This is a genomic window from Bradyrhizobium sp. AUGA SZCCT0169, assembly GCF_018130085.1.
In the GTDB taxonomy this organism is placed as follows: Bacteria; Pseudomonadota; Alphaproteobacteria; order Rhizobiales; family Xanthobacteraceae; genus Bradyrhizobium.
Window position 1 is genome coordinate 39,959 of the sequence record NZ_JAFCMC010000042.1, and the last position, 24,875, is coordinate 64,833.

The following is a 24,875-nucleotide window of genomic DNA, read 5'->3' on the forward strand; positions in this document are numbered from 1 at the left end:
CCGCGCATGACGAGGGGTACTTACCCGCCGATGCTGACGTCTTCGAGCAGCGAGGACGACACCGAGGGAACCTGCTCGCCTTCGCTGGCGCGGGAGATCGTCACGCGGGTTTTGTTGAACGCCGTTTCGAGGCCCGCTTGCGCGGCGAGGTTATTGAGCAGCTCAGACATCAGCACGCTGTACTGGCCCTTGGAATCGTCGGCCACCTTGCCCGGCGTCGCCGAGGTCAGGATCAGCGCGTTTTCGGGGGCCGAGATCGGCGCCAGGCCGTGGGAGTAGGAACGGAAACGGCGCTCATAGGGGTTGCGGCGCGAGGCGTCGACCACGACGAGTTTAACCTTGGCGCCCTGCTCCTTCATCGTGTCGAGCACGGACTCGATGCTGACGCCGTCGCGGCGGACATCGGCTTCCTTCCAGATCGCGGCATCGACCGGGATCATGTAGCTCTGGCGGCCGACCTGGACGCCGTAGCCGCCGAAGAACAGCATCACCACGCTGTCGGGCTTGATCTTGGACTTGAGCCGGCCGATGGCGCGGGCCATGTCGTCCTTGGTGGCGTCTTCCACCACGTCGACGTCAAAGCCCTTGCCGCGCAACGCCGAGGTGAGGCCGCGGGCGTCATTGATCGGCTGCGCCAATGGTGCCGAGGCGTCGGGATAGTGGCCGTTGCCGATGACCAGTGCGACGCGGGAAGTCTTGGTGGCGACGTCGGAATTCTGTTCGGTCGCGATCGCCTTGGCAACATCGAGCGAACGCTTGTTGAGCGCAGCATGGGCGCCGATCGCCAGTGACACCAGGCCGACCAAAGCGGCGGCCACGGTGACCGAGCGGCGAGAGATGCTTGGCTTGCTACCGTCCATTGTTTCAATTCCCAATCGTTGACCAGGGCGCGCCAAGTTAGTCGCGCCAGTGCCGTTTAGGTTTGAGGGGTTGCGAATTGGTGTGCCGTCGAATTGTGGCAATTTGCGGCACCGCAACAAAGAAACCCTTAACCCGCACGGCCATTGCGGGCAACCTCCTTTGGCGCATGACGTTCCCCAAGAGAATGATGGTACCAAATCGGGAGCATTTTCTGTGACATCAGTCACATTTGTATTTCCCGCTGATTTGTATCATTTTCAATGGCTTGCAGGCCGGCGGTAGATTCGACGGCCCTCGGTTCACGGTTCCGGCGAAAAGAGACTGCATGGGCTTTCAATATTTCGCCGGCGCCGCCTACCGCGCGCTGACCGCCCGCAAGGACGGTCCGTCGCTGTACGACGTCTGCGATCCGCTGCTGCTGAACTATGCCGGCGGCGACCCTCATCTTGGAAAATTCTATCGGACCGCGCTCGGCAACCCCGCGCTGCGGCCGCTGCTGCGCCGTACCGGATTGCCGCAACTTCGCGACGAAGGCCGGCTGCAGTCGCTGCGTGAGGCACTGACCCGCGCCCGCGACGACGACGCGCCGGACTGGGAAGCGGTAGGTCAACCCATCGCCGAACTGATGGCGACGATCGATGTCCGCCACCCAAAGCCGGCGCCGGCCGTGTCGCCTGCAAAAGCGCCTGACCTTGCCGAGATCGAGCGCGTGATCCGGACCTGCGGCGCGCAACTGCTACGCTCGTTTGCCAAAAACGGCTTCATCCCGACCTATGCCGCGTTCAACCTGCTCGGCGATGCCGACATGGGCGGGCGCGAAATGCTGATGGCGCTAACCGGGCTCAATTCGCGCGGCTACAAGAACTCGACCCTGCTGTTCAGCCTGGCGCGGATCTTCATCGCGCATTCGCCGGCCCGCGCGCTGATCAATCCGCCCTGGACCGGTATCGCCGAGCCGATGTGGGAGCCAATGCAGATCCGGCACCGCTCGGCCTATTACGACGCCTTCTTCACCGAGGCGCTGCTCAGCTTTGTCGAAACCGGCCTCGCCTCCGGGGACCAGACGGCGGCATCGCGCTGCGCCATTTCGGAGATGGTCGATTTTTGCCTCGCCACCAGCGCCGAGGAAGTGCCCTCGCATGACGGCTCCACCGTGCGCGTCATCACCGCGCTGGCGCCGCTGCCGCATCCGCGGTTTTCAAAATTCTTTTCCCAGATCAAGCAGGATCTCGGCTTCGGCATCTACGTGCCGGACTGCGACACCACCGCCTGCTCATTCTCGGCGGCGACGCAGGCAGGCTCGACCGATCCGATCCTCGATCAGCCGCTTTTGGATTTCTACGCCGGCTATCAGGTCCGCAGCGGCGCCAACGAGCCGCGCGTGACGGTGCCGCTGAACGACAACGTCGAGTACGAGGGCGGCGTCGTGACATGGATCGACAACCTCGCCGGCGACCGGCCCTACGGCAACGACCTCGACCCGACGCTCAATCTCGACATCCTCGAGGTCAGCTTCCGCAACCTTGCGCGCTGGAAGATCATCGAGACGCCCTCACGGCTGGAGACGGTTCATCGCATCATCGGCTTCCAGAAGCGGCTGGTGGAAAGCGGCGCGTTTTCCAATCCGCGCTCGCATATCTATTATCTGCCGGAGCTCTATTGCGCCTATTTCGGCCGCTGCTATGCGGCCTTCATCGCGCTGCCGCCGGCGGCGCGGCTGGCGATCGATCCCGAAAACACCTTCGACTTCATCCGCGGCCGCGTGCTGGCCTATGTCGAGGGCGAGTTGATCACCCACGAGATGAACGCCTTCGATGCGGCGCTGGCCCTGATGGCGCTCGCGCATCTCGGCGCTGACGCGTCGAGCTTCACGCCTGCGCTGCATTGCATCGTCGCCGGTGTCGGCGAAGGCGGCCGCCACGGACCCTACAAGGCGTATGAGTGGAACAAGATGAAGACCCCGACACGCATCCTGGTCGGTGGCCCCGAGGTGACCTCGGCCTTCGTGCTGATGGGGCTGGCGCTGGCGCGAGGGGTGATGATGCGGGGAAAAAGCGCGTAGCAGCGCATATCCCACGAAAGAGGGATATGCGGCACGACGCAAACTCGTAAGCTGAGACGAGTCGAAAGCGCCGATTTCTGACGGGAAGTTGAAAGCCATGCGGCCCCAGAGCACTGGCAAGCCGGCCTCAATGTCCGCACAATCCGCGCAATTGTCATCAATATTTTCGCGCCGGGATTGCCGATGAATTTGCAGACGCTGAAATCAAAGACCTGGCTTTGCGTCGCTCTGACGTTGTTGCTGCCCACGATGGCGCACGCCGCCGACATCACCGGCGTCCCGAAAATCCGCCAAGGCGACCAGCTTCAGATCGGCAATACCCGCATTCGGCTCGGTGGCATCGACGCGCCGGCGGTGGACCAGCTCTGCCTCAACAACAAGGGCGAACGCTGGACCTGCGGCGTCGCCGCGCGTGACGAACTGATCAAGCATTTTGGCAACAAGAGCTGGACCTGCCGTACCCGCAGCGTCGATCGTCGCGGCCGCACCGTGGCGCGATGCGAGGTCGGCGGCGAGGACGTCCAGAAATGGATGGTCGCCAACGGCTGGGCGCTGGCGTTCACGCGGATTTCCCGCGACTATGAGGCGGATGAAAAGGCGGCGCGCGAGGCCAAGGCCGGCATGTGGCAGGGCGCGTTCATCGCGCCGTGGGACTGGCGCGCCCGCAACAAGAAGACCGCCATTCTCGGCGCCGCCAAACCGCCCGAGAACGCCATCACCATCCTATTGGCATCGGCCTCCGGCTCGGTCGCGCCGTCGCCCGACTGCACCATCAAGGGCAACGTCAATCGTTCCGGCGAGTGCATTTTCCACCAACCCACCAGCCGCTGGTATGCGAAGATCGAAATGAAGATCAGCAAGGGCACGCGCTGGTTCTGCTCGGTCGAAGAGGCCGAAGCCGCGGGTTGCCGCGAGACCAGACGTTAGCTTCTTACCTCGTCCCGCTTGCGGGAAAGGTCGACGCGAAGCGTCGGGTGAGGGGGTACAGGTGTTTCCGATGATCACTGAGCTTGCGGATACAGCCCCTCACCCCGACCCTCTCCCCGCAAAGTGCGGGGAGAGGGAGAAGTGCTGCGATTGAACGAGCAACGCTGTGGCGCGCACACAAGTTGATGGACCACTGCCAAAACATCGCGGCGGGCTGCGCCGCGCGGTTACGCTCATCCTGTTCATCCTTTGCGGCTATGGCTTGCTCGCCTATCTGGTCCTGCCCGGGCTGTGGACGCATTATGAGCATCAGAAAGGGCTTGCGGATCTGCCGATGGTGACGCGCACGGGACAAGGCATTCCCGGCGACCCGATGAATGTCGGCCTGATCGGCGATCAGCGCGACGTGATCTGCGCGATGCATCAGGCCGGCTGGTATCCGGCCGATCCGATCACGCTGAAATCATCGATCGAGATCATAGGCAGCGTGCTGCTCGACCGCCCCTACAAGGATGCGCCGGTCAGCAATCTCTATTATCAGGAACGCCGCGAGGATCTGGCTTACGAAAAACCGATCGGCGCCAGCGCCGATCGCCGCAACCACGTGCGCTACTGGAAGGTGCTGGACCAGGGCGAGGAAAAACGCCCGGTGTGGCTCGGCGCGGCGACGCAAGATCGCGGCGTCGGCGTCAGCCGATACACCGGCGCGGTGACGCACCACATCAGCGCCGATCTCGACGCCGAGCGCGCGCGGCTTAGCGCCGACCTGGAGAACGCCGGCATGGTGACGGCGAAATATCAGGTGACCGGCATCGGCCCGACCATTGCGGGCTATAATGGCGGCGGCGACCTCTATTACACCGACGGCGAGATCTGGGTGCTGCGGCTGGTCGAGGCGTGCCGGAAGCGCGACGGCCCGGCGGTGACGATCCCGAGCCCGCCGGCGACCGAGCTGAAGGATCAGATCTGGCATGCGATCGCGGGGGCAATGGGAAAATAGCCAATGGCTGTCGTCCCGACCCCCCGTGCGCAATTGCGCACTAGGCCGGGACGACGAGATAGAAGGGTGCGGCCATTGCACGGAGCAGCAAGGCCTTCCTCGGAGCAATCCATTCCCTATTTGTGATTCTGGATTGCTTCGCTGCGCTCGCAATGACGGTTTCAATCGATTATTGTCATGCTCCAGTCCTACCAAACCTCGGGCGCCTTGATTCCGCGTTCCACCGATAAGGAATAAGAAAAATGACCGTTCGCGCGGGCCGGGAATTTCTGGCCATCCCCGGACCCACCACCATGCCCGACGAAGTGCTTCAGGCGATGCACCGTCCAGCGCTCGATATTTATTCCAAAGAGATGCTGGACCTGACGCACGGCCTGCTCGGCGATCTCTCAAAACTGTTCGCGACCAAGGGCCACTCCTACATCTACATCGCCAATGGCCATGGCGCGTGGGAAGCGACGCTCTCCAACGTGCTGTCGCGGGGCGACAAGGTGCTGGTGCTGGAAAGCGGCCGCTTCGCGATCGGCTGGGGCAATGCCGCGGCCGCGATGGGCGCCGAGGTCGAGGTGCTGAAAGGCGACTGGCGCCGCGCGATCCGCCCGGCCGAGGTCGAGGCGCGCCTCAAGCTGGACAAGGAGCACAAGATCAAGGCTATCGTCGCCGTGCAGATCGATACCGCTTCGGGCGCCCATAACGACGTCGAAGCGATCGGCAAGGCGATCAAGGCGTCGGGCCATCCCGCGCTCTTCATGGTCGACACGGTTGCCTCGCTCGGCTGCGTACCGTTCGAGATGGACGCCTGGGGCATCGATGTCGCGATGTCCGGTTCGCAGAAGGGCCTGATGACGCCTCCGGGCCTCGGCTTCGTCGCCGCCAACGACCGCGCTCGCGAGGTGCACAAGAAGGCAAACCTGCGCACGCCCTATTGGGACTGGACCGAGCGCGATGGCAGCGAGCATTACCGCAAATATGCCGGCACGGCGCCGGTGCATCTCCTGTTCGCGCTGCGCAAGGCGATCGACATGCTCCACGCCGAAGGCCTGGAAAATGCCTTCCTGCGCCACCGGCTGCTCGCCGAAGCGGTTCGCCGCGCGGTCGCGGTCTGGGCCGAGGGTCAGGTCATCGGCTTCAACATTGCGGAAGCAAACGAGCGCTCCAACACCGTGACGACGGTGACGGTGAACGGCCATGACCCCGCCGCGCTGCAGCGCTATTGCAAGGAAAAATGCGGCGTGGTGCTTGGGACCGGCATTGGTGACCTCTCCGGCCAGGCATTCCGCATCGCGCATATGGGCCACGTCAATGCACCGATGATCCTGGGCACGCTCGGCGTCATCGAAGTCGGCCTCAACGCCCTCAACATCCCCCACGGCAAGGGCGGAACCGAAGCCGCGATCGAATGGCTCGGCGAAAGCGTGAGCGCGTGAGAAACGCTTTATAATATCCAACACACCGTCATGCCGGCCGAAGCGGTCTGCCTTGCGCAGACCGCGTAAACTTGTCTGCGATGCCGGGCCTCCACGTCTTGGCTTTCACCTAAAGCACGAAAGACGTGGATGGCCGGGACAAGTATACGGCCCGGAGAGATGGGTAACCGGGTGTTCGGAGACATGGGTAACGGGTTCCGATATAATGCCCAACAGCCAATTGCCGGGCTTGACCCGGCAATCCATCCGCTTGAGGAAGGCTTTCTTTTTGATGGATGCGCGTTTCCTTGGCGCGAAGACGCGCTTCGCGCTTTGGCCCGCGCATGACAACAGCGCAAGTGGCAATACCGACTGAAACGAGGATCGCTTGACCCAATCGACGACCAAAGGCCGTTCACCGCAGGCGCCGGTGGCGCCGCGCCGCCCGCATTCGTTCACCACCCATGGCATCACGGTGAGCGACGATTATGCGTGGCTCAAGGACGCCAAGTGGCAGGAGGTGCTGCGCGACCCCTCGATCCTCGACGCCGACATCAGGCAATACCTGGAAAGCGAAAACGACTACACCGAGAGCCTGCTCGGCCACACCTCGCCGCTGCAGAAGAAGCTGGTCGCGGAGATGCGCGGACGCATCAAGGAAGACGATTCCAGCGTGCCGTCGCCGGACGGCCCGTTCGCTTACCTGCGCAAATTCCGCGAGGGCGGCCAGCACGAGATGTTCGGCCGTACCCCGCGCGATGGCGGCGACGTGCAAATTGTGCTCGACGGCGACGCGCTGGCGGCATCCCACAGCTATTTCAAGTTCGGCGGCGCGCGGCATTCGCCTGACCATAAATTGCAGGCGTGGAGCGCCGACACCAAGGGTTCGGAATATTTCTCGATCCGTGTGCGCGACTGGGCCAACGGTAAGGACTCTGACGACCTCGTCGAGGAGACCGATGGCGGCGTGGTCTGGAGCACGGACGGACAAAGCTTCTTCTACGTCAAGCTCGACGACAACCACCGGCCGATGCAGGTGTGGCGGCATCGCCTCGGCACCCGGCAGGCGGACGATACGCTGGTCTATGAGGAACAGGATTCCGGCTGGTTCACCCATCTGCATGAAAGCTCCAGCGGGCGGTTTTGCGTGATCGCCGGCGGCGACCATGAAACGTCCGAGCAGCGCCTGATCGATCTGGCGCATCCCGACGCGCCGCCGCGGCTGGTCGCCGCGCGCGAGGAAGGCGTGCAGTATTCGATCGCCGACCGCGGCGACGAGCTGTTCATCCTCACCAACGCCGATGACGCGATCGACTTCAAGGTGATGACCGCGCCGCTGGCGGCGCCGGAGCGCGCCAACTGGCGCGATTTGATCCCGCATCGCGAGGGCATCTATGTGCTCGATGTCGAGCTTTACGCCGGCCACATGGTGCGACTGGAGCGTGCCAACGCCCTGCCCGCGATCATCATCCGCGATCTCACGTCAGGCGAAGAACACGCCATCGCCTTCGATGAAGCGGCCTATTCGCTCGACACCATGGGTGGCTATGAATTCGAAACCACGAATTTGAGGTTTTCCTATTCGTCGATGACGACGCCGTCGGAAGTCTATGATTACGATATGGCGACGCGAACGAGAGTGCTGCGCAAGCGGCAGGAGATCCCCTCCGGTCACAACCCGGCCGACTACGTCACCACCCGCATCATGGCGGCGGCGCATGACGGCGCGAAGGTGCCGGTCTCGATCCTGCATCGCAAGGATCTCGTGCGCGACGGCCGCGCGCCGCTGCTGCTGTACGGCTACGGCTCCTACGGCATGGCGATGCCGGCCTCGTTCGCGGCCAACCGGCTGTCGCTGGTCGATCGCGGCTTTGTCTATGCGATCGCGCATATCAGGGGCGGCGCCGACAAGGGCTGGGGCTGGTACCTCGACGGCAAGCGCGAAAAGAAAACCAACACGTTCGACGATTTTGCCGCGGCGGGCCGCGCGTTGATCGAGGCCAAATACACCAGCGCAAAGCGCATCGTCGGCCATGGCGGCAGCGCCGGCGGCATGCTGATGGGCGCGGTCGCCAACCGCGCCGGCGAATTGTTCGCCGGCATCGTCGCGGAAGTGCCGTTCGTCGACGTGCTGAATACGATGCTCGACGACACGCTGCCGCTGACGCCGCCGGAATGGCCGGAATGGGGCAACCCGATCGAGAGCGAAAAGGATTTCCGCACCATCCTGTCCTATTCGCCCTACGACAACATCGAAGCCAAGGACTATCCGCTGATCCTCGCGATGGGCGGGCTGACCGATCCGCGCGTCACCTATTGGGAGCCGGCAAAGTGGATCGCGCGGTTGCGCGCGACGATGGTCGGCGGCGGGCCGGTGCTATTGCGCACCAACATGGGCGCCGGCCATGGCGGCGCGTCGGGGCGCTTCAACCGGCTCGACGAGGTCGCGATCGCCTATGCGTTCGCGTTGTGGGCGGTGGGATTGGCCGAGAGGGCGGAGGTATAACCTTCTCCCCGCGTTTGCAGCGTCAGACCGTCGCCAGACCAGGTGGCGGCGGCCACGTGCGCAGCGCCATCTCGGCGATCTTGCGCACTTGCTCCCGCGTGGTTCCACCCGCCGCCTGCACCGCCATGCCCTGCAGGATCGCGGAGAGATAGGCCGCGAGATCGGCGGCGTCGGATCCCTGAGGCAGCTCGCCTTCGGCGATCGCCCGCTCGAAGCGCTCGCGCAAATCCTGTTCGCCTTTGGCGCGGCGCGACACCAGTTCCTGCTTGATGGATTCGGCGGCATCGCCGCAGGTCAGCGCGCCCTGGACCGCCAGACATCCCGGCGGATGGTCGGGACCCGTGACAGCGTCGGCGCTTTCATACAACAGGTGCTCCACCACGGCGCGTATGGTTGGCTTGGCCAGCGCGACCTGGAAGTAACCGCCGGGACCATCGACATAGCGATCCAGCGCCTTGCGAAACAGCTCTTCCTTGTTGCCGAAGGCTGAATAGAGGCTCGGCTTGGTGATCCCCATGGTTTCGGTGAGGTCCGCGATCGACGCGCCTTCATAGCCTTTGCTCCAGAACACCTGGAGCGCCAGGTCGAGCGCCTTGTCGACATCGAATTCGCGGGGCCGTCCCATGGCCATGATGGGGTCCTCCTCCAATTTCCTACCGATCGTTAGATAAGTGACTTGACAGGGGATGTCGATGGCCCATCTATACCGAGCGTTATGAATGTGTGCGCTGCAACGTAGACGTGGATCGGGTGTCGTACCTGCTCCCGCCTGTTTCAAATCGGGGAACAGCGCCGAATGTCTGGGGTCATCATGAAAAATATTATCAAAAACAAACGTTTGGTTGGAACCGGGCTGGTTCTGGCCGCCCTGGCTATCGCCGCCGGCGCGACCTTCCTGGGCGGCCGAGGTGGCAGCGCGCAGGCCGTGGCGGCCGCAGCCGCGCCGACGGCCCTGCCGGTCTCGGTCTCCGTCGTGGCACCCCGGCAGACCGTGCCCTGGGACGAGTTTTCCGGCCGGCTTGAGGCCGTCGAGCGGGTCGAAATCCGTTCCCGCGTCGCAGGCGCTATCCAGCAAATCCACTTTACAGAGGGTGCGCTGGTCAAACAGGGAGACCTGTTGATCCAGATCGATCCGTCGCTGTATGCGGCCGATGTGGCGCGCGCCGAAGGCCAGGTCGCCGCGGCCAAGGCGCGCCTGATCCTCACCAGGAGCGATTTCGAGCGCGGCCAGCAATTGACGGATTCGCGCACGATCTCGCAGCGGGATTTTGACGGTCGCGTCAACGCCTACCGCGAAGCCGAAGCCAATCTGAAGGCGGCCGAGGCGACGCTGCAAACGGCACAACTCAATCTCGGTTACACCGAAGTGCGGGCGCCGGTCGCCGGGCGGGTCGGCAAGCTCGAGATTACCGTCGGCAATCTGATCGCCGCCGGACCTGGTACGCCGGTGCTGACCACGCTGGTCTCGGTCAATCCGATTTACGCCAGCTTCAATGCCGACGAGCAGGTGGTGACGCGCGCGTTGCGTACGCTGGCGAATGAATCGACGCCATCAGAGATCGGACGCATCCCGGTGCAGATGGGGACCGGCACATCCGACGGCATGCCGTACAAGGGAAAGATGCAGCTGATCGACAACCAGGTCGACGCGCGTAGCGGCACGGTGCGCGTTCGCGCGGTGTTCGACAACGCCGACGGCCGCCTGATGCCCGGCCAGTTCGCGCGGCTGCTGATGGGACAACCCAAAGCCGAACCGGTGTTGCTGATCAGCGAGCGCGCCGTCGGCACCGACCAGAACAAGAAATTCGTGATGGTCGTCGACAAGGACAGCAAGGCGGAATATCGCGAAGTTGCGCTCGGCGTATCGATCGACGGCATGCGCGTGGTGACCGGTGGCCTGCACGCCGGCGAGCGCATCGTGGTCAAGGGACTGCAGCGCGTGCGCCCCGGTGCGCTGGTCGCGCCCGAGGTGGTCGCGATGGGTTTTGCTTCTTCCGCGACCGAGGTGGCGCAGCGCTAGCAATCTGAGCCGGTGCTCTTACGAGAGCACCGGGCAATATCAAAAAAGCAACAGAGTGAATCAGTGGGGTCGATCACGGTCGGCCGCGCCGGGACCCCTTGCGCTTCGCAGCCCCGATATCAGCGAGACAATGTCATGAACTTTTCCAGATTCTTCATCGATCGACCGATTTTTGCAGGCGTGCTGTCGACGCTGATTTTCGTGGCAGGACTGCTGTCGCTGCCGGCGCTGCCGATCTCGGAATACCCGGAAGTGGCGCCGCCGACGGTGGTGGTGCGCGCGCAATATCCGGGCGCCAACCCCAAGGTTATCGCCGAGACGGTATCGACGCCGATCGAGGAGCAGATCAACGGGGTCGAAGGCATGCTCTATATGAGCAGCCAGGCCACGACCGACGGATTGATGACGCTCAACGTCACGTTCCGGCTCGGCACCGATCCCGACAAGGCCCAGCAACTGGTGCAGAACCGCGTGGCGCAGGCCGAGCCGCGGCTGCCAGCCGAAGTCCGCACCCTCGGCATCACCACGATCAAGAGCGCGCCCGATCTGACCATGGTGGTGCATTTGCTGTCGCCGAACGGCCGCTACGACATGACCTATCTGCGCAATTATGCCGTGCTCAACGTCAAGGACCGGCTGGCGCGCATCGAAGGCGTCGGCCAGGTGCAGTTGTTCGGTTCCGGCGACTATTCGATGCGGGTCTGGCTCGATCCGCAGAAGGTCGCCGAGCGCGGATTGTCGGCTTCCGACGTGGTGCGCGAGATCCGGGCCCAGAACGTCCAGGCCGCCGCCGGCGTGGTCGGCGCGTCGCCGAGCGAGGTGGGGCTCGATTTGCAGCTTTCCATCAACGCGCAGGGGCGGCTGCAGACCGAGGAAGAGTTCGGCGAGATCATCGTCAAGAACGGCGCCAATGGCGAAGTCACGAGGCTGCGCGACATCGCCCGGATCGAGCTCGGCGCGGCCGACTACTCGCTGCGCTCGCTGCTGGACAACAAATCAGCGGTCGCGGTGCCGATCTTCCAGTCGCCGGGTTCCAATGCGATCCAGATCTCCGACACCGTCCGCAAGATGATGGTCGAGCTCAAGGCGAACATGCCCGACGGCATGGATTACAGCATCGTCTATGACCCCACGCAATTCGTTCGCGCCTCGATCGAGGCGGTGGTGCACACGCTATTGGAAGCCGTGGCCCTGGTGGTGCTGGTGGTCATCCTGTTCCTGCAGACCTGGCGTGCGTCGATCATTCCCTTGATCGCGGTGCCGGTTTCCATCATCGGCACGTTTGCCGTCATGCATGTGTTCGGCTTCTCGATCAACGCGCTGACACTGTTCGGGCTGGTGCTGGCGATCGGTATCGTCGTCGATGACGCCATCGTCGTGGTCGAGAACGTCGAGCGCAACATCGAGCAGGGATTGACGCCAAAGGACGCGGCGTATCAGGCGATGCAGGAAGTCACCGGGCCGATCATCGCGATCGCGCTGGTGCTGATCGCGGTGTTCGTGCCGCTGGCTTTCATCACAGGATTGACCGGCCAATTCTACAAGCAGTTCGCGCTGACGGTGGCGATCTCGACGGTGATTTCGGCGTTCAATTCGCTGACGCTGTCGCCGGCGCTGGCGGCGGTGCTGCTGAAATCCCACGATGCGCCAAAGGACGCGCTTACCCGCGGCATGGACCGCGTGCTCGGCTGGTTCTTCCGGCGTTTCAACCGTTTCTTTCACCGCAGTTCCGAAGCCTATGGCGGCGGCGTCAAGCGGGTGATCTCGCGGCGGGCGATCGTGATGGTCGCCTATGTCGCGCTGATCGGCGTCACGTTTGGCCTGTTCAAGGCGGTGCCCGGCGGCTTCGTGCCCGGCCAGGACAAGCAATATCTGGTCGGCTTCGCGCAACTGCCTGACGGCGCGACGCTGGACCGCACCGAAGAGGTGATCCGCCGCATGGGCGATATCGCCTTGAAGCTGCCGGGCGTCGAAAGCGCCGTCGCGTTTCCCGGCCTGTCGATCAACGGTTTTACCAACAGCTCCAATTCGGGAATCGTGTTCGTCACCTTGAAGCCTTTTGAAGAGCGCAAGGCCGCCAATCTCAGCGCGGGCGCGATCGCCGGCCAGCTCAACGGCAAGTTTTCCGCGATCCAGGAAGCCTTCATTGCCATGTTCCCGCCGCCGCCGGTGGCGGGACTGGGCACCATCGGCGGCTTCAAGCTGCAGATCGAGGATCGCGCCGGGCTGGGCTATGAGGCGCTCAATGACGCCACCAAGGCGTTCATCGCCAAGGCCAGCGCGGCGCCGCAACTGGCCGGACTGTTCTCCAGCTATCAGGTCAACGTGCCGCAGCTTTATGCCGATATCGACCGCACCCGGGCGCGACAGCTCAGCGTGCCCGTGACCAGCGTGTTTGAAACCATGCAGATCTATCTCGGCTCGCTCTACGTCAACGACTTCAACAAGTTCGGCCGCACCTATTCGGTGCGGGTGCAGGCGGACGCAAAATTCCGCGCCCGCGCCGACGATGTCGGGCTGTTGAAGGTGCGCTCCGACACCGGCGAGATGGTGCCGCTGTCGGCGCTGCTGAAGATCAAGGAGAGCGCCGGGCCGGAACGCGCCATGCGTTACAATGGCTTCCTCACCGCCGATCTCAATGGCGGTGCGGCGCCCGGCTATTCGACCGGACAGGCCCAGGACGCGGTCGAGAGAATCGCGGCGGAGACCTTTCCAAAGGGCATCGCGTTCGAGTGGACCGACCTGACGTATCAGGAGATCATTGCCGGCAATTCGTCGCTGGTGGTGTTTCCGGTAGCGCTATTGCTGGTATTCCTGGTGCTCGCCGCGCAATATGAGAGCCTGACCCTGCCGCTGTCGATCATCATGATCGTGCCGATGGGATTGCTGGCGGCGATGCTCGGCGTCTGGCTGACCAGGGGCGACAACAACGTGTTCACGCAGATCGGGTTGATCGTGCTGGTGGGGCTGTCGGCCAAGAATGCCATCCTGATCGTGGAGTTCGCGCGCGAGTTGGAATTCGCCGGACGCACGCCGGTGCAGGCCGCGATCGAAGCCAGTCGCTTGCGGCTGCGGCCGATCCTGATGACCTCGCTTGCCTTCATCATGGGCGTGGTGCCACTGGTGATCTCCACCGGTGCAGGTTCCGAGATGCGTCATGCCATGGGGGTTGCGGTGTTTTCAGGCATGATCGGCGTCACGGCATTCGGCATCTTCTTCACGCCGATGTTCTACGTGCTGCTGCGCGCCCTGGCCGGCAACCGGCCGCTGACGCAGCATGGCGAGGCATCGGTGGGAAATATCGCGCGCCATCCGGCCGAGTGAGGATGTGGTCGTGTCCCGGACGCGGTGCAGCGTGTAATAAGCGCGTTTACGCGCGTCTTCGACACGCTATGGCTCCGCAGAGCCGGGACCCACACTTGTGTCGCGGACATATGGACCCCGGCTCTGCAGCGCACCGCTAACGCGCTGCGCTGCGTCCGGGGAACGCACATTGTCAGCAGTTCGTTACGGCAGCGTGTAAGCTGTCTTCACCGTCGTATAAAACTCCGCCGCGTATCTTCCCTGTTCGCGGGCGCCGAAGCTGGAGCCTTTTCGGCCGCCGAACGGCACGTGGTAGTCGACGCCGGCGATCGGCAGGTTGACCATCACCATGCCGGCTTCGGAATTCCGCTTGTAGTCGCTGGCGTATTTCAGGCTGGTGGTACAGATGCCGGATGACAGGCCGAAGTCGGTGTCATTCGCGGTCGCCAGCGCTTCGGCATAATCCTTGACCCTGATGACCGCGGCGACGGGGCCAAAAATTTCCTCGCGCGCGATCCGCATCGTGTTGCTCACGTCAGTGAACAAGGCCGGCTGCAGATAGAAGCCGGACGCATCGCGGTTAAGGCGCTCGCCACCGAAGGCGAGTTTTGCTCCCTCGTCCTTGCCGATCGAGATATATTTGAGATCCTGGTCGAGCTGGCTCTGATCGACCACCGGGCCGATATCCGTGCCGGCCTTGACGGCGTCGTCAATCTTCAGGCCGCGCATCCGCTCGGTCAGGGCCTCGACGAATTTGTCGTGGATCCCCGCGGTGACGATCAGGCGCGAAGCGGCGGTACAGCGCTGGCCGGTGGAAAAGAACGCGCTGTTGGCGGCGCATTCGACGGCGACCTTCAGGTCCGCGTCGTCAAGAACGACCAGCGGATTCTTGCCGCCCATTTCCAATTGGAATTTCTTCATCGGCCGCGAGGCGATGCAAGCCGCCGCGACTTTCTGACCGGTGGAAACCGACCCCGTGAAACTGATGGCCGCGACATCAGGATGTTCGAGCAGGACGGCGCCAACTTCCGAGCCGCGTCCAAGCACGAGGTTGAGCACACCCTTGGGCAACCCGGCGCGGTGCAGGATATCGACCAGCGCCCACGACGAACCCGGCACGAGGTCGGCGGGCTTGATCACCACGGTGTTGCCATAGGCCAGCGCCGGCGCGATCTTCCAGGCTGGAATCGCGATCGGGAAATTCCACGGCGTGATCAGGCCGACGACGCCGAGCGCTTCGCGCGTGATCTCGATGTCGATGCCGGGGCGCACCGAAGCGAGCTTCTCGCCGGCCATCCGCAGGCATTCGCCGGCAAAGAACGCAAAGATCTGCCCGGCGCGCGCGACTTCGCCGATGCCTTCCGGCAGCGTCTTGCCTTCCTCGCGCGACAGCAGCCGGCCCAGTTCGTCCTTGCGCGCGAGGATCTCGTCCGACGCCTTCTTCAGAATGTCATAGCGCACTTGCGGCGTCGATCGCGACCAGGCCGGGAATGCGGCCTTTGCAGCTGATATCGCGGCCTCGGCTTGCGCGCGCGTGCCGCGCACCGCCTGGCCGACAATGTCCTTGGTGTCGGATGGGTTGACGTTGGGCGCGCGGGCGCCATCGGACAGCCATTCGCCGTCGATCAGATTGTTGAACATCAGCATGATGTGGACTCACTGTTGGAGAAAAACGCGTCGGTGCCAGCCGGCGGCATATTATCGCCCATTGGCCTTGCGCCAAGCCGCAAAATCCTTGGGCGTCTGCTCGTCGGTTGCGGGGTAGAGGCCGAGGATCGAACGGCCCTTGCGCACCTCCTCGGTAACAAAATCCTCGAACGCTGTCATCTCGACCGCCTCGTCGGCGATTTCATCGGCAAGATGCGCGGGGATCACGATCACCCCGTCGCTGTCGCCGAGAATGACGTCGCCGGGGAACACCGGCGCGTCGCCGCAGCCGATCGGCACGTTGATCTCGATCGCCTGGTGCAGCGTCAGATTGGTCGGTGCGCTCGGCCGCTGATGATAGGCGGGAAAGCCGAGCGCGGCGATTTCAGCCGAATCGCGAAAGCCGCCGTCGGTGATGACACCGGCCGCGCCGCGCTTCATCAGCCGCGTCACCAGGATCGCGCCGGCGGAAGCCGCGCGCGCGTCCTTGCGGCTGTCCATGACAAGCACCGCGCCGGGCGGGCAATCCTCGATTGCCTTGCGCTGCGGATGGGCACGGTCGCGAAACACCTCGATCTTGTTGAGGTCTTCGCGCGCCGGCATGTAACGCAGCGTGAAGGCTTCACCGACCAGCACCGGCTGATTTGGCCCGAGCGGATGCACATCCTGGATCATCTGGATGCGAAAGCCGCGCTTGAACAGCGCGGTGGCGACGGTAGCGGTGGAGACCGTTTTGAGTTTGTTGCGGGTGGCGTCGCTCAGTTTTGTCATGGTTTTTCCCTGGTTCGTCATTCGGGTTCGCTTCGCGCCCCGGAATGACAACCTTAATTACACCGCCCCGTGCGACTCGACATACAGCGCGTACACGGAGTGGCAGCTCGTCATATAGAGGCGGTTGTTCTTCGGGCCGCCGAAACAGAGGTTGGCGCAACGCTCCGGCAGCCGAATGAAGGCGAGCGGCTTGCCGGCGGAGTTGAACACCATCACGCCATCGAGGTCTTCGGACTTGCCCTTGAGCTGGAAGACTCTGCGGCCGCCGACATCGGTGGGCTCGGCCTGCAGCGCGCCGTTGCTGCCCCAGCCGCACCACAGATTGCCGTCGCGATCGACCCGGAAGCCGTCGAGCGCGCCCTGGTCGGCGGCGTCGATCAGCTTGGTCCGGCTGCCGAGTGTGCCGTCGGCGTTGACGTCATAGGCCCAGATGCTGCGGTTGGGCGTGCCCTTCCACTCGACCACGTAAAGCTTCTTTTCGTCGGGCGAGAAAGCCAGGCCGTTCGGATTGACGATGTCGGTGATGACGGCTGAGATCTTGCCGTCCTTGTCGATGCGGTAGACGTTGGTCGTGGCCTGTTCGGGCTTTTCCTTGTTGCCCTCCCACTCGCCATTGATGCCGAACAAGGGATCGGTGAACCAGATGCTCTCGTCGGACTTCACCACGACGTCGTTCGGCGCGTTGAGCCGCTTGCCTTCGAACTTGTCGGCCAGCACCGTGATCTTGCCGTCCGTCTCGGTGCGGGTGACACGGCGGGTCACCGAATGCTCGCAGGTGACGAGACGGCCCTGGCGGTCGCGCGTGTTGCCGTTGGCATAATTGGCGGGGCTCCGGAACACGCTGGTCTGGTTGGTCTTCTCGTCGAACTTCATGATCCGGTTGTTCGGGATGTCGGAGTACAGGAGATAGCCACCTTCCGGGAAATAGGCCGGGCCTTCGGCCCAACGCATGCCGGTAGCGACCTGTTCGATCGTAGACGAATAGATCCGGTATTTTGCAAAGCTCGGATCGAGGATCTGCACCGACGGATCGGGATAGCGCTGATTCAACGTGAACGGGAATGATTGCGCACCTGCGGCACGGGAAAGCAGTGTGGTGGCCGCGGTGGCGCCGGCTGCGGCGAGGATGTTGCGTCGTGTGATGCTCATGGCTGGTCCTCCCTGGGATATTTTTTGTTTGGTAACAGGTCTTTCTGTCATTCCGGGATGCGCCCCTTGGCGCAGGCCCGGAATCCATAACCACGATCGTGAGTATGGATTCCGGGCTCGTCCTTCGGACGCCCCGGAATGACGGTGCTAATAAATCGACGGCTCTCCCACCGGCTTGCCAAAGCCAGTCTCCAGAAAATCGAAATCGCAGCCTTCATTGGCCTGCTTGATGTGTTTAGTGAACATCCAGCCATAGCCGCGCTCGAACCGGCGCTCCGGCGCCTTCCATTCCGCGCGGCGCTTTGCAAGCTCCGCCTCCGGCACATCGAGGTTGATGGTGCGGGCGTCGACGTCGAGGGTGATGCGGTCGCCGTTTTTCACCAGCGCCAGCGGGCCGCCGATATAGGATTCCGGCGAGACATGCAGGATGCAGGCGCCATAGCTGGTGCCGCTCATGCGCGCATCCGACAGCCGCACCATGTCGCGCACGCCCTGCTTCACCAGTTTTGTGGGGATCGGCAGCATGCCCCATTCCGGCATGCCCGGGCCGCCCTGCGGTCCGGCATTGCGCAGGATCAGCACGTGATCGGCCGTGACGTCGAGATCGGGATCGTCGATCGCCTGCTTCATCGACGGGTAATCGTCGAACACCAGCGCCGGCCCGGTATGCTTGAGGAAGCGCGGCTCGCAGGCGGACGGCTTGATGACGCAGCCATCCGGCGCGAGGTTGCCCTTCAGCACCGCGAGCGCGCCTTCGGCATAGATCGGGTCCTGCACGGTGCGGATGACGTCGTCGTTATAAACTTCGGCGCGGGCGATGTTCTCGCCGAGCGTCTGGCCGGTCACGGTCATGACGTCGAGGTGCAGATGCTCCTTGATGCGGCTCATCAGGCCCGGCAAGCCGCCGGCATAGAAGAAATCCTCCATCAGGTATTTGTCGCCGCTCGGACGCACATTGGCGATGACAGGCACCTTGCGGCTGGCGATCTCGAAATCATCGAGCCCGATGTCCTGGCCGGCGCGGCGGGCCTGCGCGATCAGATGGATGATTGCGTTGGTCGAGCAGCCCATCGCCATCGCGACCGTGATCGCGTTCTCGAAGGCCTTTCGCGTCTGGATCTTGTTCGGCGTCAAATCCTCCCACACCATCTCGACGATGCGGCGGCCGCATTCCGAGGCCATTCGGATGTGGCCGGCGTCGGCGGCCGGGATCGAGGATGCGCCCGGCAGGGTCATGCCGATCGATTCGGCGATAGCGGTCATGGTCGAGGCGGTGCCCATGGTCATGCAGGTACCGTAGCTGCGGGCAATGCCGGCCTCGACATCGACCCAATCCTTGTCGGAGATTTTGCCGGCGCGCCGCTCGTCCCAGAATTTCCAGGCGTCCGAGCCGGAGCCCAGCGTCTTGCCCTTCCAGTTGCCGCGCAGCATCGGCCCGGCCGGAAGATAGATCGTCGGCAGGCCCATGCTGGTGGCGCCGAGCAGAAGGCCCGGCGTGGTCTTGTCGCAGCCGCCCATCAGCACGACGCCGTCGACGGGATGGCCGCGCAACAGTTCCTCCGCGTCCATCGCCAGCATGTTGCGATAGAGCATCGTGGTCGGCTTCAGGAACGATTCCGACAGCGACAGCGCCGGCAGCTCCATCGGAAAACCGCCCGCCATCAGGATGCCGCGCTTGACGTCGTCGACGCGGGATTTGAAATGCATGTGGCAGGGCTGCGCATCCGACCAGGTGTTCAAGATCGCAATGACGGGACGCCCCTTCCACTCCTCCGGCGCGTAGCCCATCTGCATCGCGCGCGAGCGGTGGCCGAAGGCGCGCAGATCGTCAGGCGCGAACCAGCGCGCGCTGCGAAGCTGGTCGGGGGTCTTGTTCTTGTCGGTCATGTCGGCACCCCTTCGTAGGATGGGTGGAGCGAAGCGATACCCATCACTGTTCCCGATGTGGTGATGGGTTTCGCGAAGTGCTCAACCCATCCTACGGACCGGTAGGGGTTACGTTTGCTGCTCATGACTGAGTACCCCATTTCTGGACGGTGTTGCGCTCGATGGTGCGGAAGATCCGGCGGCCTCTACGCATTTGACGCCCTCGAGGAGATGCACTAATGTATTAGTGTATTTGAGGCAAGCGCCTTCTGAAAGGACCGTTGTTCCGATGGGTCCAACGCCAATCGCCGCCCGCCGCGCCGCACCGCGTTCCCCCGAGCGGCTCGATCGCGACCGGCAGGCAGCGCCCCAGGTTTTCGAGCGTCTGCGCGGCATGATCATTTCGCTGGAACTGCCGCCGGGATCGCCGCTGTCGCGGGCCGCTTTGGCCGGGCAGTTCGGAATCAGTTCGACGCCGATCCGCGACGCCCTGATGCGGCTGGAAGAGGAAGGCCTGGTCGACGTGTTCCCGCAATATGCGACCGTGGTCAGCCGGGTCGATGTGCGGTTGGCCCAGCAGGCGCATTTCCTGCGGCAGGCGGTCGAGCTGGAGATCGTGCGCGGGCTGGCGATCAGCCATGACGAAGCCTTCGTCGCCGGGCTGAATGGAACAATCGTGCGCCAACAGCAATTCGCCAAGGCCGGCGAGTTCGAAAAATTCATGGCCGCCGACAATGAGTTCCACGCCCAGCTCTATACGGCGGCCGACAAGCAAGACATCTGGACGCTGGTGAAGAGCCGCAGCGGCCATATCGATCGGCTGCGCCGGCTGCATCTGCCCTCCCCCGGCAAGGCGCAGGACATCGTTCGGCACCACAGGCTGATCGCCAAAGCGATCGACGCCGGCGATCCAGACGGGGCGCAGAAGCATCTGCGCACCCATCTGTCGGGAACGCTCAGCGAACTCGCCCAGATCCGCGCGCGGTATCCGGAATATCTGAGCGACTGAACACCGCAAATTAACCGCGCCATCAGGACGAATCGGTTCCGTTGATGCGGCGAATCGCACGCTGTCTACCCGACAACAGGCGGATTACGGCTTTTGGCCGGAACATCTGCAGCCGGGAAACCGTTGCAGGAGAACAAGGTTTCAGCGAAAATCGCAACCTGCCGTTGATCTGATTCCAGCGGGCGCCCGGAGAACCTTCTTTTGGCAAGAATATTGATTGTAGACGACGATACCGCGGTTCAGACGACGGTCCGCCTCTTGCTCGAGCGCGCAGGTCATAGCGTGGTCACCGCCGGTGATGGCCGTAAAGGGCTTGCGCTGTTCGAAAAGGAAGATTTCGATCTGCTGTTTCTCGATATCTTCATGCCGGGAATGGACGGGTTCGAGACCATGCGGCTGGCTCACCAGCTGCGGCCACTGATACCAATCGTCGTGATCTCGGGACGGCCGATATCTTCGGAAGAAGGCGGCGCCCCCGACTTCCTGACCATGGCGACCAAGCTTGGCGCCGTCTCCAGTCTGCAGAAGCCGTTCAAACCGGCGGCCCTGCTGGCGACCGTCACGAGCTGCCTGGAGGCCGCCAAACGCCTGTCGTCAAGTTCATCCCATGCCCCCGGCGGAGTTGCTTCCTGTCCGTAATGCGAAATAGCATTGCCGGGTTCGCCCAGCCGCTTGCCCGGGATGAACGGGAGGGCGAACGAATCAAAAAATGACGCTCACAACCAGGCTTGCCATCGCCATGATTGCGTTGGTCGCGCTCGCGGTTTCCGCGGTCGGCTGGCTGAGTTATCGCAACCTGGAACAGGCACTGCTGCTGCGCGCCCGCGACCGCATCGAGACGCATTCGCGGCAGGTGGCGACCGACCTCGAATATCACGCAGCCAGCGCGACCGGAGATGTCGCGGGCTTTCGTTCGGCGGCGGCGTTGCATGGATTGGTCCGCGCCCGAAGGGCGGGCGGCATCGATCCGGTGGATGGCGTCTCCGAAAAGACCTGGCGCGACCGGATAGCAACCCGCTTTGCGGCGGAGCTCGAAGCCAAGCCCACTTATGCGATGCTGCGGATCTTCAGCTATGATGACGACGGCCGTGAGATCGTCCGCGTCGACCGCATGGGCCCAAACGACACGGTTCGGATCGTTCCCGAAGAGGGACTGCAGAAGCGAAGCAACCGAAACTATTTCACGGAAACGCTCGCGCTCGGTCCCGGACAAATCTACGTTTCGCCGCTCGATCTTGGGCGCCGCGATGGACTGATCGAGGAGAGGCACAGGCCGACGATTCGGATCGCTACGCCGGTCTTCGCCGATGATGGCAAGCTGTTCGGCATTTTCATGATCAATGTCGATATGCGGCGGGCATTCGACCGCGTGCGGTCGTCGGTGTTGCCGGGCGAGACGATCTACCTCGTCAACCGGCAGGGCGACTATCTCATTCATCCCGATCGTTCACGCGAGTTCGGCACGCTGCTCGGCACGCCCAACGACTGGAAAGCCGACTTTCCACAACTGGCGGCGCAGGCAGGGGCAACCCGGGGCGTCGCCGAAATCATCCCGGATCACGCTGCCCGCTCGGGCGGGATAGCTCTCGCCCCTGTCCTGCTGGCTGGTACCGAATGGGTCGGCGTGATCGAAACCACCCCCAACGCCGTGATCATGGCGCCGGCCGCCAGCATCAGAAACACCTCCCTTCTGGTCGGAACCATCGCTGTATTGTGCGCGGCAGTGCTGGCCCTGCTGATCGCGAGGTCGCTGACCCGGCCGATCGTTCGCCTGACCGCCGCCGTGCAGGGCGCCGCCCGGAACGGGAAAATCGCCATTCCGGTTGACGCCCGCGGCGAGACCGGCGTGCTGGCGCGTGCGTTCGCGAATGTGATCGAGGAGGTCAACGAGAAGACCGCAGCACTGCAGCAGGAGGTTCAGGAGCATCGCCGCACCATCGCGGCGCGCGACCACCACGCCGAGCGCGAGCGCCTGTTCAGCGCGGCGGTCGAATCATCCAGCGACGCGATCATCACGACGTCGCTCGACGGCACGGTCACCGGCTGGAACTCTGCCGCGGAACGATTGTACGGATACAGTGCGGCGGAAGCGGCCGGCAAGAACATCGCGATCCTGATGCCCCCCGGCCGGCTGCCCGAGGCGCAGGATATCCTGCGCCGGATCGGCTGGGGCGAAAGCATCGAGCACAACGAAACCACGCGTCTTCGCAAGGACGGCACGCCGGTCGAGGTTTCGCTCAGCATTTCGCCGATCAAGGCGCCCTCGGGCGCGACCATCGGCATATCGAAGGTTGCCCGCGACATTACCGACAGCAACAAGACCCGGCTGGCGCTGCGCCAACAGGCCGAGGAGCTTCGCCGCGTCTTCGAGACTTCGCAGGACCTGATCATGGTGACGGATTCACAGGGATCCGTGGTCCAGATCAGCCCGAGTTGCGCCGTCATCCTGGGCTATTCGCCCGGCGAGATGATCGGCCGCAGTGGAGAAGACTTCATCCATCCCGATCATCTCGAGAACTCGCGCCAGGAAATGCGCGCCCTGCGGCGCGGGCAACGCCCGACGATTGCGGACACGCGTTGCTTCCACAAGAGCGGACGCGAAGTGTGGCTGTCCTGGCTCGGGGTCTGGTCCCAACCGGTGAGACGGTTCTTCTTTGTCGGCCGCGACATGACCGAGACCCGCCGGGCGCAGGAAACCTTGCGTGAAAGCGCACAGCTGGCCCGCGGGATCATCAACACGGCGCTCGATGCCTTTGTCCAGATGGATGATCAGGGCACGATCGCGGACTGGAATTCGCAAGCCGAGAATATCTTCGGCTGGACACGGGATGAAGCGGTCGGAGCCAAGCTCAGCGACCTGATCATTCCGTACGCCCATCGCGACGCGCACACGGCCGGCCTGGAACGATTTCTGCGCACCGGTGACGGGGTGATCCTCGGCCGCCGTCTCGAGATCGACGCGATGCGCCGCGACGGCAAGGAGATCAAGGTCGAACTGAGCGTCACCGCGCTGAAGCGCCGCAACGGCTTCGTGTTCAACGGTTTCATACGCGACCTCACCGACAAGATCGCCACTGAGGACCGCATCCGGCAGTCCGAGAAGATGGAAGCCGTCGGCCAGCTCACCGGCGGCATCGCGCATGATTTCAACAACATCCTGACCGTCATCACCGGGACGATCGAAATCCTGGCCGACGCCGTCAAGGACGAGCCGCAACTGGCGGCCATCACGCGGATGATTGACGAAGCCGCGTCGCGCGGCGCCGACCTCACCCAGCATCTATTGGCGTTCGCGCGCAAGCAGCCGCTCGAGCCTCAGGAAACCGACGTCAATACGCTGATCATCGACACCGCGAAACTGCTGCAACGTACGCTCGGCGAGCATGTCGAGATCGAATCGGTATTCGAAGACGAATCCTGCCCGGCGATCGTCGATCCCAATCAACTGGCCACCGCCATCCTTAATCTCGCCCTCAACGCCCGCGATGCGATGCCTGACGGAGGCAAGCTGATCATCGAAACCGGCATGGTCGTCCTCGATGAGCAATATGCCAGGACGCACAATGACGTCCGACCGGGCCGTTACGCGATGATCGCGGTCAGCGATACCGGAACCGGCATTCCGGCAGCGATCCTCGACAAGGTGTTCAATCCGTTCTTCACCTCGAAGGGGCCCGGCAAGGGAACCGGCCTCGGGCTCAGCATGGTCTATGGCTTCGTCAAGCAATCCGCCGGCCACATCATGATCTACAGCGAGGAAGGCCACGGCACGACGATCAAGATGTACCTGCCGCCGGCCTCAGGCGCGTCGCTTGCGGCCGGGCCGAGCCACGGGCCGACGGTCGAGGGCGGCAATGAGACGATCCTGGTGGTCGAAGACGATGCGCTGGTGCGCAATTACGTGCTGACGCAACTGCATTCGCTCGGCTACGTCACGCTGGATGCGGGAAACGCGACGGAGGCGCTCGCGATCGTCAACGCCGGCCACCCGTTCGACCTGCTGTTCACCGACGTGATCATGCCCGGCCTCAACGGTCGCCAGCTCGCCAACGAGATGCTGAAGATCAAACCCGAGCTGAAAGTGCTGTTCACGTCAGGCTATACCGAAAACGCGATCATCCACCACGGCCGACTCGACGAGGGCGTGCTGCTGCTGGCCAAGCCCTATCGCAAATCGGATATGGCCATCATGATCCGCAAGGCCCTCGGCGACTAAAGCGTGATGGCATTAGGTTCGATAGCCTGAGTTTTTGAGGTAGTTAGCACATTCCTCTGAGGTGAAGGCATCGAGTGCGCAGCCGATTGCGGCGCAGACCGCGTCGACAGTTCGCGCGGCAGCTTTGCGGAC

The 24,875-nt window shown here is 63.4% G+C and carries 16 protein-coding genes; 10 read left to right on the forward strand and 6 right to left on the reverse strand.

Annotation, left to right across the window (positions count from 1 at the left end; all coding sequences use genetic code 11):
* Positions 1-20: 20 nt before the first annotated feature.
* Entirely contained in the window at positions 21-860 is an 840-nt protein-coding gene (locus tag JQ609_RS30475) for a caspase family protein (protein ID WP_212276408.1), read from the reverse strand.
* Between the two features lie 326 nt (positions 861-1,186).
* On the opposite strand from JQ609_RS30475, the gene JQ609_RS30480 reads away from it, so the two are divergent.
* From JQ609_RS30480 to JQ609_RS30500, 5 genes are all read left to right on the forward strand, one after another.
* Positions 1,187-2,923 (forward strand): hypothetical protein, encoded by a 1,737-nt coding sequence (locus tag JQ609_RS30480; protein WP_212276409.1) that lies wholly within the window; start codon positions 1,187-1,189, stop codon positions 2,921-2,923.
* 183 nt (positions 2,924-3,106) lie between these two features.
* The gene (locus JQ609_RS30485; RefSeq protein ID WP_212276410.1) at positions 3,107-3,850 is read left to right on the forward strand and encodes a thermonuclease family protein; all 744 of its coding nucleotides are present in this window, start codon (positions 3,107-3,109) and stop codon (positions 3,848-3,850) included.
* Positions 3,851-4,016: 166 nt separating this feature from the next.
* Positions 4,017-4,850 carry an LssY C-terminal domain-containing protein gene (locus JQ609_RS30490; protein ID WP_312014914.1) on the forward strand — a complete coding sequence of 278 codons (834 nt, stop codon included), beginning with the start codon at positions 4,017-4,019 and terminating at the stop codon, positions 4,848-4,850.
* A 242-nt stretch (positions 4,851-5,092) separates the two neighbouring features.
* Positions 5,093-6,277 carry an alanine--glyoxylate aminotransferase family protein gene (locus JQ609_RS30495; protein ID WP_212276411.1) on the forward strand — a complete coding sequence of 395 codons (1,185 nt, stop codon included), beginning with the start codon at positions 5,093-5,095 and terminating at the stop codon, positions 6,275-6,277.
* Between the two features lie 367 nt (positions 6,278-6,644).
* Positions 6,645-8,762 carry a S9 family peptidase gene (locus tag JQ609_RS30500; protein WP_212276412.1) on the forward strand — a complete coding sequence of 706 codons (2,118 nt, stop codon included), beginning with the start codon at positions 6,645-6,647 and terminating at the stop codon, positions 8,760-8,762.
* Positions 8,763-8,784: 22 nt separating this feature from the next.
* Here JQ609_RS30500 and JQ609_RS30505 read toward each other — a convergent pair whose 3' ends face one another.
* Positions 8,785-9,393 carry a TetR/AcrR family transcriptional regulator gene (locus JQ609_RS30505; RefSeq protein ID WP_212276413.1) on the reverse strand — a complete coding sequence of 203 codons (609 nt, stop codon included), beginning with the start codon at positions 9,391-9,393 and terminating at the stop codon, positions 8,785-8,787.
* Positions 9,394-9,573: 180 nt separating this feature from the next.
* Here JQ609_RS30505 and JQ609_RS30510 point away from each other — a divergent pair, with 180 nt between their 5' ends.
* Positions 9,574-10,782 (forward strand): efflux RND transporter periplasmic adaptor subunit, encoded by a 1,209-nt coding sequence (locus JQ609_RS30510; protein WP_212276414.1) that lies wholly within the window; start codon positions 9,574-9,576, stop codon positions 10,780-10,782.
* Positions 10,783-10,917: 135 nt separating this feature from the next.
* On the forward strand, positions 10,918-14,106 hold the full coding sequence (locus JQ609_RS30515; protein WP_212276415.1) for an efflux RND transporter permease subunit: 3,189 nt from the start codon (positions 10,918-10,920) through the stop codon (positions 14,104-14,106).
* 183 nt (positions 14,107-14,289) lie between these two features.
* Here the strand turns inward: JQ609_RS30515 and JQ609_RS30520 are convergent, their stop codons facing one another.
* From JQ609_RS30520 to araD, 4 genes are all read right to left on the reverse strand, one after another.
* Positions 14,290-15,732, reverse strand: coding sequence for an aldehyde dehydrogenase family protein (locus JQ609_RS30520; RefSeq protein WP_212276416.1), 1,443 nt, complete (start codon positions 15,730-15,732; stop codon positions 14,290-14,292).
* A 51-nt stretch (positions 15,733-15,783) separates the two neighbouring features.
* Entirely contained in the window at positions 15,784-16,503 is a 720-nt protein-coding gene (locus tag JQ609_RS30525) for a ribonuclease activity regulator RraA (RefSeq protein WP_212037453.1), read from the reverse strand.
* Between the two features lie 57 nt (positions 16,504-16,560).
* Complete coding sequence (locus JQ609_RS30530; RefSeq protein WP_212276417.1) at positions 16,561-17,652, reverse strand: SMP-30/gluconolactonase/LRE family protein; 1,092 nt, start codon at positions 17,650-17,652, stop codon at positions 16,561-16,563.
* A gap of 147 nt (positions 17,653-17,799) precedes the next feature.
* The gene (gene araD / locus JQ609_RS30535) at positions 17,800-19,539 is read right to left on the reverse strand and encodes an L-arabinonate dehydratase (RefSeq protein ID WP_212276418.1); all 1,740 of its coding nucleotides are present in this window, start codon (positions 19,537-19,539) and stop codon (positions 17,800-17,802) included.
* Positions 19,540-19,807: 268 nt separating this feature from the next.
* Between araD and JQ609_RS30540 the strand changes: the two genes are divergently transcribed.
* The 3 genes from JQ609_RS30540 to JQ609_RS30550 all read left to right on the forward strand — a co-directional run bounded on the left by JQ609_RS30540 (position 19,808) and on the right by JQ609_RS30550 (position 24,743).
* On the forward strand, positions 19,808-20,527 hold the full coding sequence (locus JQ609_RS30540; RefSeq protein ID WP_212276419.1) for a GntR family transcriptional regulator: 720 nt from the start codon (positions 19,808-19,810) through the stop codon (positions 20,525-20,527).
* 201 nt (positions 20,528-20,728) lie between these two features.
* A complete protein-coding gene (locus JQ609_RS30545; RefSeq protein WP_212214495.1) occupies positions 20,729-21,166 on the forward strand; it encodes a response regulator in 438 nt (145 codons plus the stop codon).
* A 70-nt stretch (positions 21,167-21,236) separates the two neighbouring features.
* Positions 21,237-24,743: a PAS domain S-box protein gene (locus tag JQ609_RS30550; RefSeq protein WP_212276420.1), complete on the forward strand. Its 3,507-nt coding sequence runs from the start codon at positions 21,237-21,239 to the stop codon at positions 24,741-24,743.
* Positions 24,744-24,875 lie beyond the last annotated feature (132 nt).